At 73.3% G+C, this 15677-nt stretch carries 12 protein-coding genes; 11 read left to right on the forward strand and 1 reads right to left on the reverse strand.

Translation table 11 applies throughout. The features are described from left to right. Positions 1-62: 62 nt before the first annotated feature. The 6 genes from RNC47_RS21840 (at position 63) to RNC47_RS21865 (ending at position 7024) form a co-directional block, all read left to right on the forward strand. The gene (locus tag RNC47_RS21840) at positions 63-620 is read left to right on the forward strand and encodes a DUF1990 family protein (protein WP_311601171.1); all 558 of its coding nucleotides are present in this window, start codon (positions 63-65) and stop codon (positions 618-620) included. 168 nt (positions 621-788) lie between these two features. Further along, positions 789-1571, forward strand: a complete 783-nt coding sequence (locus RNC47_RS21845) for an A24 family peptidase (protein WP_311601172.1) — start codon at positions 789-791, stop codon at positions 1569-1571. A 230-nt stretch (positions 1572-1801) separates the two neighbouring features. Beyond that, positions 1802-2590, forward strand: a complete 789-nt coding sequence (locus tag RNC47_RS21850) for an isoprenyl transferase (protein WP_394814840.1) — start codon at positions 1802-1804, stop codon at positions 2588-2590. A 378-nt stretch (positions 2591-2968) separates the two neighbouring features. Further along, a complete protein-coding gene (locus tag RNC47_RS21855) occupies positions 2969-4270 on the forward strand; it encodes a PhoH family protein (protein ID WP_311601217.1) in 1302 nt (433 codons plus the stop codon). A gap of 427 nt (positions 4271-4697) precedes the next feature. Next, positions 4698-5414 (forward strand): aggregation-promoting factor C-terminal-like domain-containing protein, encoded by a 717-nt coding sequence (locus RNC47_RS21860; RefSeq protein ID WP_311601173.1) that lies wholly within the window; start codon positions 4698-4700, stop codon positions 5412-5414. Between the two features lie 176 nt (positions 5415-5590). Continuing rightward, a complete protein-coding gene (locus tag RNC47_RS21865) occupies positions 5591-7024 on the forward strand; it encodes an AI-2E family transporter (RefSeq protein WP_311601175.1) in 1434 nt (477 codons plus the stop codon). A gap of 794 nt (positions 7025-7818) precedes the next feature. On the opposite strand, the gene RNC47_RS21870 is transcribed toward RNC47_RS21865, so the two are convergent. Continuing rightward, positions 7819-9645, reverse strand: a complete 1827-nt coding sequence (locus RNC47_RS21870; protein ID WP_311601176.1) for an alpha/beta hydrolase — start codon at positions 9643-9645, stop codon at positions 7819-7821. A gap of 216 nt (positions 9646-9861) precedes the next feature. On the opposite strand from RNC47_RS21870, the gene RNC47_RS21875 reads away from it, so the two are divergent. From RNC47_RS21875 to fomD, 5 genes are all read left to right on the forward strand, one after another. Continuing rightward, positions 9862-10386 (forward strand): PadR family transcriptional regulator, encoded by a 525-nt coding sequence (locus RNC47_RS21875; RefSeq protein WP_311601177.1) that lies wholly within the window; start codon positions 9862-9864, stop codon positions 10384-10386. Beyond that, entirely contained in the window at positions 10383-11066 is a 684-nt protein-coding gene (locus tag RNC47_RS21880; protein WP_311601178.1) for an ABC transporter ATP-binding protein, read from the forward strand. The genes RNC47_RS21875 and RNC47_RS21880 overlap by 4 nt, the downstream gene beginning before the upstream one ends. After that, positions 11063-13357, forward strand: a complete 2295-nt coding sequence (locus RNC47_RS21885) for an ABC transporter permease (protein ID WP_311601180.1) — start codon at positions 11063-11065, stop codon at positions 13355-13357. Before RNC47_RS21880 ends, RNC47_RS21885 begins: the two co-directional genes overlap by 4 nt. A gap of 58 nt (positions 13358-13415) precedes the next feature. Next, entirely contained in the window at positions 13416-14810 is a 1395-nt protein-coding gene (locus tag RNC47_RS21890; RefSeq protein WP_311601181.1) for a class II fumarate hydratase, read from the forward strand. 101 nt (positions 14811-14911) lie between these two features. Further along, the gene (gene fomD / locus RNC47_RS21895) at positions 14912-15676 is read left to right on the forward strand and encodes a cytidylyl-2-hydroxypropylphosphonate hydrolase (protein ID WP_311601182.1); all 765 of its coding nucleotides are present in this window, start codon (positions 14912-14914) and stop codon (positions 15674-15676) included. Position 15677: the final 1 nt, after the last annotated feature.

The raw sequence follows: 15677 nt of genomic DNA on the forward strand, positions 1-15677 counted from the left end.
GGCGCGGCGGCGAGGTGCGGCGGCGAGGCACCGCGGCGAGGTGCGGCGGAGAGGACACGGCAGTGAGTGAGCGAGGCGACTTCAGCTATCCGCACGTCGGCGTCACCGCCGGCCGGCCCGTCTCGTCGCCGCCCGCCGGCTACCACCTGCTGCGCGAGCGGGTACGGCTCGGCAGCGGCCGCGCCCTCGCCGTCGCGGCCGGCGAGGCCGTGCTGCGTTGGCGCATGCACCACGCGGCCGGGGTGCGGGTGACCAGCGAGGCCGAGGTCGCCGGGCCCGGGGTGCGGCTCACGGTCGCGTTCGGCGTGGGGCCGCTGCGGATCGGCGGCGACTGCCGCGTCGTGTGGACGGTCCGGGAGCCGGACCGGGTCGGCTTCGCCTACGGCACGCTGCCGGGCCATCCGGAGCGCGGCGAGGAGTCGTTCGTCGTGACCCGCGACCCCGACGACGCCGTCTGGCTCACGGTGACGGCCGTCAGCAGGCCCGGCGTCTGGTACGTCGGACTGGCCGGTCCGCTGGCCCGGATCGCGCAGCGGGCCGCCGCCCGCCGCTACGGTCGGGCGCTGCGCCGGGTCTGCCGGGGCCACGGACCAGGGGGGTCACAGCCGGAGAGACCGTGATGTATGGTTCCCCGTGTCGGCACCCCAGCCGGCGCCTTGTACTGCCAGCGTCGCCACTCCCACCCCGGCGACGGCTGGCCGGGCGGACCGTGAGCCACCCCCCCGCTCCGGTCCGGCCCATCTCACGGGCCGGTCTGCCCATCCCCCCACTCGGGCAGACCGGCCCGCATGGGTTTCCGGATCCGGATCCTCACCTACGCTCGCCCCGTGCACCCGCTGCTGATCGTCGCCGCCGGCGGCTACGGCGCCCTCGTCGGCGCGCTGCTGGCCCGCCCCGTCTACCGGTTCGCCGTGCCCGCCGGGGAACCCTGGCGCGACACCTGCCCGGCGGGACACCGGCTCACCGGCCGCGTCGCCGCCGGCTGGCTCGGCGTCGGCCGCTGCGCGGGCTGCCCGCCGACCGCCGCGCGGCCCGGGGCCGCGACCGGCACGGCGCTGGCGACCGCCGGCTGCTGCGCCGCGCTCGCCGCCGCCGTCGGGAGCCGTCCCGAACTGGTGGTCTGGCTGCTCGCCGCCCCGGTGATGGTGCTGCTGGCCACGGTCGACCTCGCGGTGCAGCGGCTGCCCGACCCCCTGACGCTGCCGCTGGCCGGCGGGCTGCTCGTCGGGCTCGGCGTGGCGGCGCCGCTGCCCGGCGCCGGCGGCAGCTGGCCCGGCGCGCTGCTCGGCGGCCTCGCGCTCGGCGCCTGCTACCTGCTGCTGTTCGTCATCAACCCGAACGGCATGGGTTTCGGCGACGTCAAGCTGGCGTTGTCCGTGGGCGTAGCCCTTGGGTGGTACGGCTGGCCCGCGGTGCTCGCCGGCACGTTCGTGGGCTTCCTGCTGGCCGCCGGCTACGGAACGGCCCTGGTCATCGCGGGCCGGGCGGGCCGGAGGACGGCCGTGCCCTTCGGCCCCTTCATGGCTCTGGGCGCGCTCGCCGGCCTGACGCTGGCGGGACTCGCGAGCTAAATCACGCCCAGGTGCATACGCCGGGCACCGACATGCGTTACGGTGGAATCCCCCCCTCGGGCCGGTCCGTAACCCCCCCCACGGACCGGCCCGCTTTTTCTTGCCCGGATTCCGCCCACCGGTCCCGCCGCCCCGGCTGGCCGGATCCACCGGTTCCGGTTCGTGTCGGGAGGCGGCGGCGCTAGAGTGCCCGGGCACGGGGAGAGGGCCAGGAGGGGCTGACACACACGATGAGCGCGATCAAGAGCGCGATGAAGAACACCCTGCGTCGCGTCGCCGTCCGACTGTACGCACGACGGGTCGAGGGCCACCTCGACACCGCCCGGGGACCGAAGCACATCGGCGTCATCCTGGACGGCAACCGCCGCTGGGCCAAGGCGTCGGGCGGCACCACCAGAGAGGGCCACGAGGCCGGCGCCGCCAAGATCAGGGACCTGCTCGGCTGGTGCTCGGAGACGGACGTCGAGGTGGTCACCCTCTGGCTGCTCTCCACGGACAACCTCAACCGGCCGGAGGAGGAGCTGACCCCGTTGCTCTCCATCGTCGAGGGCGCCGTGCGCGACCTCGCCGAGGACGGCCGCTGGCGGGTCAACCACGTCGGCGCGCTCGACGTGCTGCCCGAGCGCACCCGCCGGGTGCTGCGCGAGGCCGAGGAGCTGGCCGGAAAGCGTCCCGGGATACTCGTCAACGTCGCCATCGGCTACGGCGGCCGGCAGGAGATCACGGACGCCGTCCGCTCGCTGCTCGCCAAGCGGGCCGCCGACGGCCAGTCCCTCCAGGAGGTCGCCGAGTCGCTCACCACGAGCGACATCTCCGACCACCTGTACACGCGTGGCCAGCCCGACCCCGACCTGGTGATCCGCACCAGCGGGGAGCAGCGGCTCTCCGGCTTCATGCTCTGGCAGAGCGCCCACTCGGAGTACTACTTCTGCGAGGCGTACTGGCCGGCCTTCCGCAAGGTCGACTTCCTGCGCGCACTGCGCGACTACGCGGCCAGGCACCGCAGGTACGGCGTCTAGGCGGCCCGAGGCGCCTGGCGACTTCAGCTAGGGACCATCGGCACTTTCACCCCCATTTCCGGGCGGATAGCCTCGGGGCCATAGGCGGTCACCACACTGTCGCGAGGCGGCCGTCCAGGGCGTTCTTCGCATGAGATGCGCAAGGCGCGGGCATATTCCTCGCGGACCGTGCGTCGGCACGGTCCGCCGGGAGGCCCGTTTGCGCACCACGTCACCCCCTTCTCTCGTGGGGATCTGGGCCGGGTCCTGGCCCGTGCGCGGCGGGCCGGGGCCGGTTCTCAACCCCCGGCGCCCTGGGCGGCGCCTTGATTCCACACCTCGTCCGAGGGGGTTCGTCCACACGTGGCCAGCAGCAAGAAGCGTTCCAGCGACCGGCGCATGTACGTCCTCGACACCAGTGTCCTGCTCGCCGATCCGGCGGCCATCACCCGTTTCGACGAGCACGAGGTGGTGCTGCCCGTCGTCGTCATCTCCGAGCTGGAGGACAAGCGGCACCACCCAGAGCTCGGATACTTCGCGCGGCAGGTACTGCGCCGGCTGGACGAACTCCGGGTCAAGCACGGGCGGCTCGACGCCCCGCTGCCCGTAGGGGAGCTCGGCGGCACGCTCCGCGTCGAGCTCAACCACTCCGACCCGACCATCCTGCCCCCGGCCATGCGCGCCGGCGGCGGCCGGCTCCCCGACAACGACTCCCGCATCCTGGCCGTGGCCCGCAACCTGCAGGCCGAGGGCCACGACGTGACGGTCGTCTCCAAGGACCTGCCGCTGCGCATCAAGGCGTCGTCGGTGGGGCTCGCCGCCGAGGAGTACCGGGCCGAGCTGGCCATCACCGAGGCCGACGGCTGGACGGGGATGGTCGAGATCTCGCTGGGCGCCGAGGCGGTCGACGAGCTCTTCGCCGCCGAGAGCGTCAAGGACCCGGTGGCCGCCGAGCTGCCCGTCCACACCGGCCTGGTGATCTCCTCCGAGCGCGGCCGGGCGCTGGGCCGGGTCGCGCCGGACGGCCGGATCCGGCTGGTCCGCGGCGACCGGGAGGCGTTCGGCATCCACGGCCGCAGCGCGGAGCAGCGCATCGCGCTCGACCTGCTGCTCGACCCGGAGGTCGGGATCGTCTCGATGGGCGGCCGGGCCGGCACCGGCAAGTCGGCGCTCGCGCTGTGCGCCGGCATCGAGGCGGTGCTCGAGCGGCGGCAGCACAGCAAGGTGATGGTCTTCCGGCCGCTGTACGCGGTGGGCGGCCAGGACCTCGGCTACCTGCCGGGCACCGAGGCCGAGAAGATGAACCCGTGGGCGCAGGCCGTCTTCGACACCCTCTCCGCGGTCACCACCCGCGAGGTCATCGAGGAGGTCGTGGCGCGCGGCATGCTCGAGGTGCTGCCCCTCACCCACATCCGCGGCCGGTCGCTGCACGACGCGTTCGTCATCGTGGACGAGGCCCAGTCGCTGGAGCGCAACGTGCTGCTGACGGTGCTCTCCAGGATCGGTCAGGACTCCAGGGTGGTGCTGACGCACGACGTGGCGCAGCGGGACAACCTGCGCGTCGGCCGGTACGACGGAGTGGTCGCCGTGGTCGAGAAGTTGAAGGGGCATCCGCTCTTCGCGCACGTGACCCTGACCCGCTCCGAACGCTCCCCGATCGCCGCGCTGGTGACCGAAATGCTGGAAGAGGGGCGCATTTAGTCGCCCCAACGGCGCGAACCAGGCGTCCCGGCGGTTATCCCCCCGCCGGGGCGCCTGCCCCGCCCGTGAAACCCCAGGCAGGCGCGTCAATTCCGGGTTTCACCGACTTGACAAGCCCCGACCCCGTGTGAGCTTTCCCACACGGGGTCGAATTGCTTCCCGGCTCTCGCTTCCGGCAGTGTGTGCGTCTGTCAGGCCCCGCATACGGCAACCGATGCCCCCCAAGGGCACCGCAAGGACTGCTTTTTACAACTGAACAGCCGCTCGCCGTATGCCGCCCGAAGCACCACGCGGGTCCCCGCGCGCATCGCGCCCGGGTTCCCGTCCGGGCCAGCGCCTCCCGCCGCAACGGCACCAGGGGAGGCCCGAGTCAGGGGCACGATTGTGCCCGTGAGGTGACGAGCGGGCGATGTCGGAAGGAAACCGTGTGACCGGGATTTCGGTCCGGGGATTCGCAGTGGCGTCCGCCACCGCTGTGACCAGCGTCGGCGCCGTCGTCGGCGTGGCGTCCGGGGACGAGCAGGGTGCCGCCGCCGAGAGTCTGGAGGTCGTCCCGGCCTCAGCGACGCTGCTCTCGGAGATACCCGCTGGCACGAATGCCCAGCTGCACACCGCGTCGTTGACCCAGCAGGCGGAGGTCCAGTCCGTCGCCGCCGACGCGGAGGCGCGTATCGCCGCCCAGGAGGCGGCCCGTATCCAGGCCGCCGAGGACGCCACCGAGCGCCGGGCCGCCGAGGAGCGCGAGGCCCAGGAGCGTGCCGAGCGTGAGGCGGCCGAGGCCGCCGCCGCGGCTGCCGCCGCCGAGGCCCAGTCCGCGAGCGCGTCGGCCGACTACGCCGTCCAGTCCTCGTACACCGTGGCCGAGATCCAGCAGATGGCCAGGGAGATCGTCGGCGCGGACCAGTTCCAGTGCTTCTCCAACATCGTGGACCACGAGAGCGACTGGAACTACCAGGCCACCAACCCCTCGTCCGGCGCGTACGGCCTGATGCAGGCGCTGCCCGGCTCCAAGATGGCCTCCGCCGGCGCCGACTGGCAGACCAACCCGGCCACCCAGATCCGTTGGGGCCTGAACTACATGAACGACCGCTACGGCAGCCCGTGCGGTGCGTGGGACTTCTGGACCGTCAACAACTGGTACTGAGCCGGTACTGATCGGGAGAATCCCGGCGATCTCCACGTGAGGTCCCCGAGCCGCTCGGCTCGGGGACCTCGCTTGTGACAGCACTGATTCCGGTCGGATATCCCGCCGTCCGGCGGCCCGGGGTAACGTCGAGTCGCGTTTGCGGTGAGATGAAGCTGGGGGCGGAGGGACCAGGGATGTCAAGACTTGGCCGGCTCGGGGCCGGTTTGTCGCGGGTCGGCTCGCGCGTTTCGCGATTGCGGGGCGACGCCGAGCGCGAGCAGGAGCGCCGGGAGCGTGAGGCCGGCGAGCGCGGCGAGGCGGAGGTGTCGGCGGCGCGCGCCGCCGCGGGACCCGAGCGCGGGGGCGGACAGACGTTCGAGGCCAGGGCGAGGCAGGCCATACTGACGGGCGGGCCGCCGCCGGAAACGTCGGCGGCCGGCGGAGGCGGTGGCAAGGAGCCGCCGCCCCGTACGGCCGAGGTGCCCCTGCCGCGCCGCCCAGAACCCGCGGAGGCGATCCCGTGGGGCGTGCGGGTGGCGGCCGAGGCGGGCTGGCGGATGCTGGTGCTCGCCGGCGTGCTCTGGGTCGTGATGCAGGTGGTCAGCTCGGTCAGCCTGCTGGTGATGTCGTTCGCCGCCGGCCTGCTGATCACGGCCGCGCTCCAGCCGTTCGTCGGCTGGCTCAAGCGACTCGGCGTCGGCCGCGGCGCGGCCACCGCCATCACGGCGCTCGGCGGCTTCGCGGCGATGGGCCTGGTCGGCTGGTTCGTGGTCTGGCAGGTCATCGAGAACTCGGACCGCCTGGTCGAGCAGGTGCAGGAGGGCATCGAACAGCTGCGGAACTGGGTCCTCGAACTGCCCTTCGACATCACCGAGGACAACATCAACGAGTGGACCGAGAACATCAACGACTGGATCGCTGACCACAGCTCCGAGTTGACCTCGGCCGGCCTCGAAGGCGTCAACTACGCGGTGGAGTTCTTCACCGGCGCGGGTCTCGCGCTGTTCGTCGTCCTCTTCCTCCTCTACGACGGCGCCGGCGTGTGGCAGTGGTTCCTGCGCCTCGTGCCGCGGTCCGCCAGGGAGGGCGTGGCGGGCGCCGGGCCCCGCGCCTGGATCACGCTGACCGGCTACGTGCGCGGCACGGTGATAGTCGCGCTGATCGACGCGCTCGGCATCGGCGTCGGGCTGTTCGTCCTCGAGGTGCCGATGGCCGTGCCGCTCGGCGTGATCGTCTTCCTCTCGGCCTTCGTGCCGCTGGTCGGCGCGATCGCCTCCGGCGCCCTGGCCGTGGTGGTGGCCCTGGTCACCAACGGCGCGGTGGACGCGCTGATCGTGCTCGGCGTGGTGCTGCTCGTCCAGCAGATCGAGGGCCACATCCTGCAGCCGTTCATCCTGGGCCGGATGGTGCGGGTCCACCCGCTCGCCGTGGTGCTCGGCGTCGCCGCCGGCTCCATGCTGGCCGGCATCCCGGGCGCGGTCGTCGCGGTGCCGCTGATCGCCGTCACCAGCACGGTGGTCGGCTACCTGCGGGCCTACCAGGAAGAACTCGACGCCCGGGCCGGCCGCGCCGCCATCAGCGGCGCGACGATCGCCGAGATCGCCCCCACGCCGCCGCCCCCGGCGTGACCGGCCTGCCGGCCTACCGGTCCGAAGGACCGGAGGCCGGCAGGCTCCTGGCCTGACGGCCGGTGAGTCGCTCCCCGAGCGATCCCGGCGGCTTCACCGGGTCCACCGTCCCTACGGACCGGTGGACCCGACTCGTTGGGCCGTCTCACGGCCATACGTCGGCCGGCGCTCCGACTCCGCGCGCCCGTAGCCTGGCGGCGGCCCTTGCCGTCCGCAGGGCTGGGTCGGCAGGTGCCGACGCGGCCACCCGCGCGACGCCGTGGCTCACCGCCGCACCAGCGCTCGGCGCGTCCGCCTGCGACCGGCAGGCCTGGTCCGCCCCGATGGGGCGGGGCCGCGCCCGGCGCCGGCCGGTGGCCGCCCGCGGCGCTCGGCATGCACCGCTCCTTTCAACCGTCAGGCGGTTCCGCCCGGAGGGTCCGGTCAAACCCGGCACCGGCCGGTAGTCGCCCGCGGCGCTTGGCCCGCGCCCGGGCTGCCGCTCCTTCGGAACGGTGAGCCACTGGCGTGCCCGCCTTGGCCGGTCCTTCGGACCGGTGGGCCGGCAGGCCTGTTCCGCCCCGGAGGGGCGGCGCCGCGCCTCGCGCGATCCGGTGGCCGCCGGCGGCGCCTGGCCCGCGCCCGGCCTGCCGCTCCTTCGGAACGGTGAGCCACTGGCGTGCCCGCCTTGGCCGGTCCTTCGGACCGGTGGGCCGGCAGGCCTGAGCGGCCGCGCCCCGCGCGAGCCGGTGGCCGCCCGGGGCGCCTGGTGTGCGCCCGGGCTGAGGCCCCTTCGGACCGGTAGGCCGGCAGGCCTATCCCGCCCAGCCGTGCCTCGGCGGGTGGCGGACTTCGAGGAGCCAGGAGAGGCGTTCCGTGTCGGTCGCGGTCCAGTCGTCCGGTGGGGCGATCGCGGCCCATGCGTCGACCGGGTTGGAGCCGTAGCGGTGGCCGTGTGGCGCCGGGGCGCCGTAGGAGTTGGCCATGTCGACGGTCGTCTGCCAGAAGGTGACGAAGGGGAACCAGTCGACGGACGAGGTGACGTCGGGGCCGAGCGGCCGGTTCAGCCACTCGGGGCGGCGGAACAGCAGGTCGGGTGACCACCAGACCACCGGGTCGGAGGCGTTCTGCAGGTAGACGACGCGTGGTTCGAGCCACGGCTCGCCCTCCGGGAGCCGCAGGTCGCGGTCGGGGAACTGCGCGAACCTGACGTGGCGGCCGTCGTCGTAGACCGGCCGCCAGATGGGGCTGCCGGCGTCCCGCCGCTCGGTGAGCTCGCTGTGGATCGGGCTGAAGTCCGGGGGACCGATGAGCAGTGCGCCGTCCGTGCGGGAGAGCAGGTCGTCCAGGTCGTCGAAGGCCGACTCGATCGCCGAGACCGCCAGGCTCTCGCCGAACACCAGCAGCTTCGGCCGCTCGTCGGCCGGCTCCTGCTCCCAGCGCGCGTGCACGGCGTCGAACAGCTCCTCGGTGGCCCGGCCGGCCTCCTCCCTGTCCACCATGAACGAGGCCCAACTCGGCAGGTAGGAGTACTGCATGGCCACCACGGCGGTGTCGCCACCGTGCATGTACTCCAGGGCCTCGACGGTGGTCGGATTGACCCAGCCCGTGCCCGTGGTGCCCGTGATGGCCAGCACCTCGCGGTCGAACGCGCCGGTGCGCTCCAGCTCGCGCACCGCGAGCTCCGCGCCGTCCGCGTAGTCGTCGTACGCCTTGCGGCCCACGTAGACCCGGATCGGGTCGAGGGCCGCCTCGGTGCCGCCGAACTCCGCGATCTCGTCGGCCGACAGGGCGGTGCCGGTGAAGGTGCGGCCCTTGTTGCCGAGGTCGTCCCAGGAGATCAGCGAGTCGGGGCTGCCGGAGAGCGTGGGCGTGTAGGGCCGCATCACGCCGGGGTCGGTCGACTCGTCCTTGGCCGCCGCCAGCCGGTCGGCGACCTCCAGGATGCCGCGGTCCCAGACCACGTCCCGCATGCCGATGACCGTGATGGCGGTGCTGAGCGTGAGTCCGAGGGCGACCGCCGCCGGCCAGGGCATGATCCGGTTGAGCAGCCTGGTGAGCTGCCGGGTGCCCAGCCGGATGGACCTGGCGACGAGCAGCAGCAGACCGAGCACCGTCAACGAGATCAGCGCGATCATCAGCGAGTGCCAGGTGAGGGTGGGCGGCAGCTCCTGGAGCCGGCGCAGCTCGCGCTGCCCGTCCGCGCTGCGGCCGAGCATGAAGGCGATGGCGAGCGGGAGGGCCACCAGGAAGGCGAGCCAGCAGCGGGCCCTGACGCGCTCGCTCGGGCGCCACGGGAACAGCAGCCGGTAGGTCCAGGCGAGCAGCGCGCCGAGCCCGTACCCGATGGCGGCCGTGATGCCGCCGATGGCGCCCTGGTAGTACCAGGGGCGGGGGACCAGGGACGGGGTGAGGGAGAGCCAGAAGAAGAAGGTGGCGGCCAGCGAGGCGGTGAGGTCGGGCCAGCGCCGGATCAGCCACTCGCTGCTCGGGCGCTCCCAGTAGGGGTGACGGGCGACGGCGGCGGCGCGCTCGAAGGCCCGCGCGCCGGCGGCACGCAGCGCGTGCGGGGCGGGTGCGTCCGTGCGCTCCTCCGGTGGCGGAAGCGCCGGCGGCTCCTCCCGCGCGGTCTGCTTGTCCACAGAAGGCCCCCGTCCACCTCGGCCCCAGGCCGACACTCGCTGTAGCTCTCACGCTAGATGATCAGACGCCACTCGGGTACGTGGCGTTGCCTGTCCTATGCCGATCCGTGCCACGGGGGTGACGGAGGCCGTCCGCCGGTGGCCCGGCTGGCGGTCCCGCGAGGTATACCCGACGTCTATACACGGTGTTTATACACGCCGTGTATAGTCGTCCCCATGTCCATCAGTCACACGCTCCTCGGCCTCCTGGAGGCCGGCCCCCGGCACGGATACGACCTCAAGCGGGCCTTCGACGCCCACTTCGGGCAGGACCGCCCGCTGCACTACGGGCAGGTGTACTCGACGATGTCCCGCCTGCTGAAGCACGGCCTGGTCGAGGTCGAGGGCATAGAGCCGGGCGACGGCCCGGAGCGCAAGCGGTACGCCATCACCGACGCGGGGGTCACCGACGTCGAGAGCTGGCTCACCAGCCCCGAGAAGCCCGAGCCGTACCTGCACAGCGTGCTCTACACCAAGGTGGTGCTCGCGCTGCTCACCGGCCGGGACGCGGCGGTGCTGTTGGACACACAGCGCGCCGAGCACCTGCGGCTGATGCGCGAGCTCACCCGCCGCAAGACCGGCGGAGACCTGGCCGACCAGCTGATCTGCGACCACGCGCTGTTCCACCTGGAGGCGGACCTGCGCTGGCTCGAGCTCACCACCGCCCGCCTGGACCGCCTCGCCGCGGAGATCCGCTCATGACCGACCAGTTCCTGCTCTCGGCCACCGACCTGCGCAAGACCTACGGCTCGACCCCGGCCCTGGCGGGCGCGAGCTTCGCCATCGGCTCAGGGGAGGTGGTCGCGGTGATGGGCCCCTCGGGATCCGGCAAGTCCACGCTGCTGCACTGCCTGGCCGGCATCGTCCCGCCCGACGCGGGCACCGTGCGCTACGCCGGGCGCGAGGTGTCCGGCCTCTCCGACGCCGAGCGCAGCGCGCTGCGCCGCTCCGACTTCGGGTTCGTCTTCCAGTTCGGCCAGTTGGTGCCCGAGCTCACCTGCGCGGAGAACGTGGCGCTGCCGCTGCGGCTCACCGGCACCCCCCGCAAGGCCGCCGAGGCCAGGGCGGCGGAGTGGCTGGAGCGGCTCGAGGTGGCCGACGTGCGCCACCACCGGCCGGGGCGGATCTCGGGCGGCCAGGGCCAGCGCGTGGCGGTCGCCCGCGCCCTGGTGAACGACCCCCGGGTCATCTTCGCCGACGAGCCCACCGGCGCCCTCGACTCGCTCAACGGCGAGCGCGTGATGGAGCTGCTGGTCGCGGCCGCGCGGGACACGGGCGCCGCCGTGGTGCTCGTCACCCACGAGTCGCGCGTCGCCGCGTACTCGGACCGCGAGGTCGTCGTCCGGGACGGGCGCGCCAGGGACCTGGCGGGGGCCGCATGAGCGCCGTCCGCGCCTGGGCGCGCGACCTCGGCGTCGGCGCCCGGTTCGCGCTCGCCGGCGGCCGCTCCGGCTGGGCCCGCACCACGCTCACGGCGGTGGGCGTGGGCCTCGGCGTGGTCGTGCTGCTGCTGGCCGCCTCGATCCCCAGCGCCCTGGAGGCCCGCGCCCAGCGGCAGGACGCGCGGGAGATCGGGCAGGGCACCCAGGTGCCGCCCGGCCCCGACACGGTGCTGGTGCTGTCCGCCGACACCGAGTACCGCGGGCGCACCGTCGAGGGCCGGCAGCTCCAGCCCGACGCGGGCGAGGCCACCACGGCCACCCCGCCCCCCGGCCTGGACGCCTTCCCCGCCCCGGGCGAGATGGTCGTCTCGCCGGCCCTGGGCCGGCTGCTCGACTCGCCCGACGGGCGGCTGCTCGCCGAGCGCCTGACCTACGAGCGCGCCGGCACCATCGCGCCCGAGGGCCTGTCGGGCCCCGCGGAGCTCTACTACTACGTCGGCACCGACGCCCTCGGGGACAACGCGGTCCGGGTCGACGAGTTCGGACACCGGACCATGGGCGAGCCGCTGTCGCCCGCGCTGACCCTGCTGGTCCTGGTCATCTGCGTCGGGCTGCTGATGCCGGTGGCGGTCTTCATCGCGACGGCCGTCAGGTTCGGCGGCGAGCTGCGGGACCGGCGGCTCGCGGCACTGCGCCTGCTGGGCGCGGACATGACCATGACCCGGCGGATCGCGGCCGGCGAGTCGCTGGCCGGCTCCCTCCTCGGCCTGCTCCTGGGCGGCGCCGGCTTCCTGCTGCTCCGTCAGTACCTGAGCGGCGTCACGGTCCTCGACATCAGCGCCTACCCGGCCGACATCGTGCCCGAGGGCTCCCTCATCCTGCTCGTCCTGATCACCGTGCCGGCCTCGGCGCTCGCGGTCACCCTCTTCGCGCTGCGCGGCGTGACGATCGAGCCGCTCGGCGTCGTCCGGCACGCGGAGGGCAGGCCCCGGCGTCTCTCCTGGCGCCTGGTCCCCGTCCTGCTGGGCCTCGGCCTGCTGGTCCCGCTGGTCTCCAGCTTCTCCGCCGCCGACGACGGCACGCTCACCCAGGCCGCCGTGGGCATCGTGCTGCTGCTCGCCGGCAGCACGATCGTGCTGCCCTGGCTCGTCGAGCGGCTGGTCGGCGGCCTCGGCGGCGGGCCGCTCTCCTGGCAGCTGGCCACCAGGCGGCTCCAGTTGGGCAGCGGCCCGGCGGCGCGCGCCGTCAGCGGGATCACGGTCGCGGTCGCCGCGGCCACCGCCCTGTCCATGCTGTTCTCCGGCGTCAGGTCGGAGGAGACCGTCGAGACGGGCCAGGATCCGGACCGGGCCCAGCTGGAGGTCTTCGCGCCCCTCACCAACGGTGAGGACAGCACCAGGCTCATCGGTGCGTTGGAGAGCCTGCCCGGCGTCGAGGGCGCCCTCGGGATGGTCACCGGCAGCGGCGTCGGCCTCGGCGGGTCCGCCTACCAGTCCACCGTCACCGTCGGCGACTGCGGCACCCTGCGGGAGCTGACCGAGCTCGCCGGCTGCTCCGAGGGAGACGTCTTCTTCGTGGACGACGGGGAGTTCGCGCCGCGTCCCGGGGACCGCCTCGACCTCAGCGGCGAGGCGGGCGGCGACCAGGCGGTCGTCTGGACGGTGCCCGAGTCCATCGCGTCGGTCGGGTCCCGGCCGGACCCCGGCGGCACCACCCGCTCCGGCATCTTCGCCACCCCGACCGCGCTCGACCCCGAGCTCCTGGCGGGCGCCAGCACCTCCGTCCTGCTCCGCCTCGACCCGGACGACCGCGACACCGTGGAGCGGGTGCGCAACGTGGCCTGGCACCGGGCCGAGCAGGCGGCCGTGTGGGAGATGGCCACGGAGCGGCCCTCGTGGAACATCGAGCGGATCCAGACCGGCCTGCTGGTCGGCGCCACCGGGGTGCTGCTGCTGATAGGGGCCAGCATGGTCGTCACCACCGTGGAGCAGCTACGGGAGCGCAAGCGCCTGCTGTCCGCGCTGATCGCGGTCGGCACCCGCCGCCGCACGCTCAGCGCCTCCATCCTGTGGCAGACGGCGATACCGGTGGTCCTCGGCCTGACGATGGCCTCCGCCGTGGGCACGGCGCTCGGGGCCCTGCTGATGGGCATGGTCGACCTGCCGGTGGGCGACTGGTCGGCCTTCCTGCCCATGGCGGTCGTGGGCGCCGGCGTGATCGCCCTCGTGACGCTGGTCAGCCTGCCGTCCCTCTGGTACGTGATGCGGCCCGACGGGCTGCGGACCGAGTAGGCCGCGCCTCGTTCGGGTGGCGGACGGCGCGGCGAGGGCTGCCGGTAGATTCGTCCTTATGAGTGGGACGAATGAGTACCGGATCGAGCACGACTCCATGGGAGAGGTGCGGGTGCCGGCCGAGGCGCGGTGGCGCGCGCAGACCCAGCGGGCCGTGGAGAACTTCCCGATCTCCGGCCAGCGGATCGAGCGCGCGCACATCGCGGCCCTGGCCCGGATCAAGGCGGCGGCCGCCACCGTCAACGCCGAGCTCGGCGTGATCGACAAGGACCTGGCCGAGGCCATCGTGGCCGCCGCCGAGGAGGTGGTCGAGGGGCGCTGGGACGAGCACTTCCCGATCGACGTCTTCCAGACCGGGTCCGGCACCTCCTCCAACATGAACACCAACGAGGTGCTCGCGACCCTCGCCAGCGAGCGCCTCGGCCGCCCGGTCCACCCCAACGACCACGTCAACGCCAGCCAGTCGTCCAACGACGTCTTCCCCTCCTCCATCCACATCGCCGCCACCGGCGCGGTCACCGGCGAGCTGATCCCGGCGCTCGCACACCTGGCCGAGTCGCTGGAGCGCAAGGGCCAGGAGTTCGCCGGCGTCGTCAAGTCCGGCCGCACCCACCTGATGGACGCCACCCCCGTCACCCTCGGCCAGGAGTTCGACGGCTACGCGGCGCAGATCCGGTACGGCATCGAGCGGTTGAACGCCTCGCTGCCCCGGCTCGCGGAGCTGCCGCTGGGCGGCACCGCCGTCGGCACCGGCATCAACACCCCGCCCGGCTTCTCCGCCGCCGTCATCGCCGAGGTCGCCCGCACCACCGGGCTGCCCCTCACCGAGGCCCGGGACCACTTCGAGGCCCAGGGCGCCCGCGACGGCCTGGTCGAGACCTCGGGACAGCTGCGCACCATCGCCGTCTCGCTCACCAAGATCTGCAACGACCTGCGCTGGATGTCCTCCGGCCCGCGCACCGGCCTCGCCGAGATCAACCTGCCCGACCTCCAGCCCGGCTCCTCGATCATGCCCGGCAAGGTCAACCCGGTGATCCCCGAGGCCGTGCTGATGGTGGCCGCCCAGGTCATCGGCAACGACGTGACCGTCACCACGGCCGGCGCCTCCGGCAACTTCGAGCTGAACGTGATGCTGCCGGTCATCGCCAAGAACCTGCTGGAGTCCATCCGGCTGCTGGCCAACGCCTCCCGGCTGCTGGCCGACCGCACCGTCGACGGCGTCACCGCCAACGAGGAGCGGGCCCGCGAGTACGCCGAGTCCTCGCCATCCGTGGTCACCCCGCTCAACCGCTACATCGGCTACGAGGAGGCGGCCAAGGTCGCCAAGCGCGCCCTCAAGGAGCGGAAGACGATCCGGGAGGCGGTGCTCGACGGTGGCTACGTGGAGCGCGGAGACCTCACCGTCGAACAGTTGGACGAGGCGCTCGACGTGCTGCGCATGACCCGCCCTTGATCATTTCCTGGGAGTCTCCTGACCGGTCGTCGTTCGGTCACCCTCCCTTCGGCGCGGCCGGATGCACCCGCCTCCGGCGCGGGCCCGAATAGCATGAGGAGATGACAACGGGAACTGACCGGCCGGAGGGCACGGACCGCTGGCGGCCCGGTGACCACGTCCTGTGGCGTTACCGGGCCAACGGCGGCCCCGGCTTCCACATCTGTCGGCCCGTCACCGTGGTCCGCGACACCCCCGAGCTGCTGGCCGTCTGGATGGCCCCCGGCACCGAGTGCGTCCGCCCCGAGCTGGCCGACGGCACCCCCGTCCACCTGGAGCCGCTGGCGACCCGTTACACCAAGCCCCGTGTCACCGTTCGAACGCAGTGGCTGGGCGCGGGGGTGCTGAAGCTCGCACGCCCCGGCGAGCCCTGGTCCGTGTGGCTTTTCTGGGAGCGGGGCTGGCGCTTCAAGAACTGGTACGTCAACCTTGAGGAGCCCCGGAGCAGGTGGTCGGGCGGGGTGGATTCCGAGGACCACTTCCTCGACATCGCGGTCTACCCCGATCACAGCTGGGAGTGGCGGGACGAGGACGAATTCGCCCAGGCTCAGCAGGCCGGCCTGTTGACCGGGGAGCAGGCGGCGGGCGTCCGCGAGGCCGGCCGCCGCGCGACGGCGCTGATCCGCGAGTGGGGCCCGCCCTTCTCGGAGAGCTGGGTCTCCTGGCGTCCCGACCCCCGCTGGCGCGTTCCCCGGCTGCCCCCCGACTGGGCCAAGTTGCCGCAGGGCTGGGACAGATCAGGTCCCGCCATGGCACCCTCACCTGAGGCGCCCATGGCGCCCTCGACCGAGGTGGCAAGACTGCCGAGGCACCCGAGAGGCTCTTGAT

The sequence above is a fragment of the Streptomyces millisiae genome, assembly GCF_031845425.1.
Taxonomy (GTDB): Bacteria; Actinomycetota; Actinomycetes; order Streptomycetales; family Streptomycetaceae; genus Streptomyces; species Streptomyces millisiae.

Coding starts and splice junctions, on each gene's coding strand:
- RNC47_RS21845 (WP_311601172.1), top strand. CDS start 789: ATGGGTTTCCGGATCCGGATCCTCACCTACGCTCGCCCCGTGCACCCG.
- RNC47_RS21850 (WP_394814840.1), top strand. CDS start 1,802: ATGAGCGCGATCAAGAGCGCGATGAAGAACACCCTGCGTCGCGTCGCC.
- RNC47_RS21855 (WP_311601217.1), top strand. CDS start 2,969: ATGTACGTCCTCGACACCAGTGTCCTGCTCGCCGATCCGGCGGCCATC.
- RNC47_RS21865 (WP_311601175.1), top strand. CDS start 5,591: ATGTCAAGACTTGGCCGGCTCGGGGCCGGTTTGTCGCGGGTCGGCTCG.
- RNC47_RS21875 (WP_311601177.1), top strand. CDS start 9,862: ATGTCCATCAGTCACACGCTCCTCGGCCTCCTGGAGGCCGGCCCCCGG.
- RNC47_RS21880 (WP_311601178.1), top strand. CDS start 10,383: ATGACCGACCAGTTCCTGCTCTCGGCCACCGACCTGCGCAAGACCTAC.
- RNC47_RS21885 (WP_311601180.1), top strand. CDS start 11,063: ATGAGCGCCGTCCGCGCCTGGGCGCGCGACCTCGGCGTCGGCGCCCGG.
- RNC47_RS21890 (WP_311601181.1), top strand. CDS start 13,416: ATGAGTGGGACGAATGAGTACCGGATCGAGCACGACTCCATGGGAGAG.
- fomD (WP_311601182.1), top strand. CDS start 14,912: ATGACAACGGGAACTGACCGGCCGGAGGGCACGGACCGCTGGCGGCCC.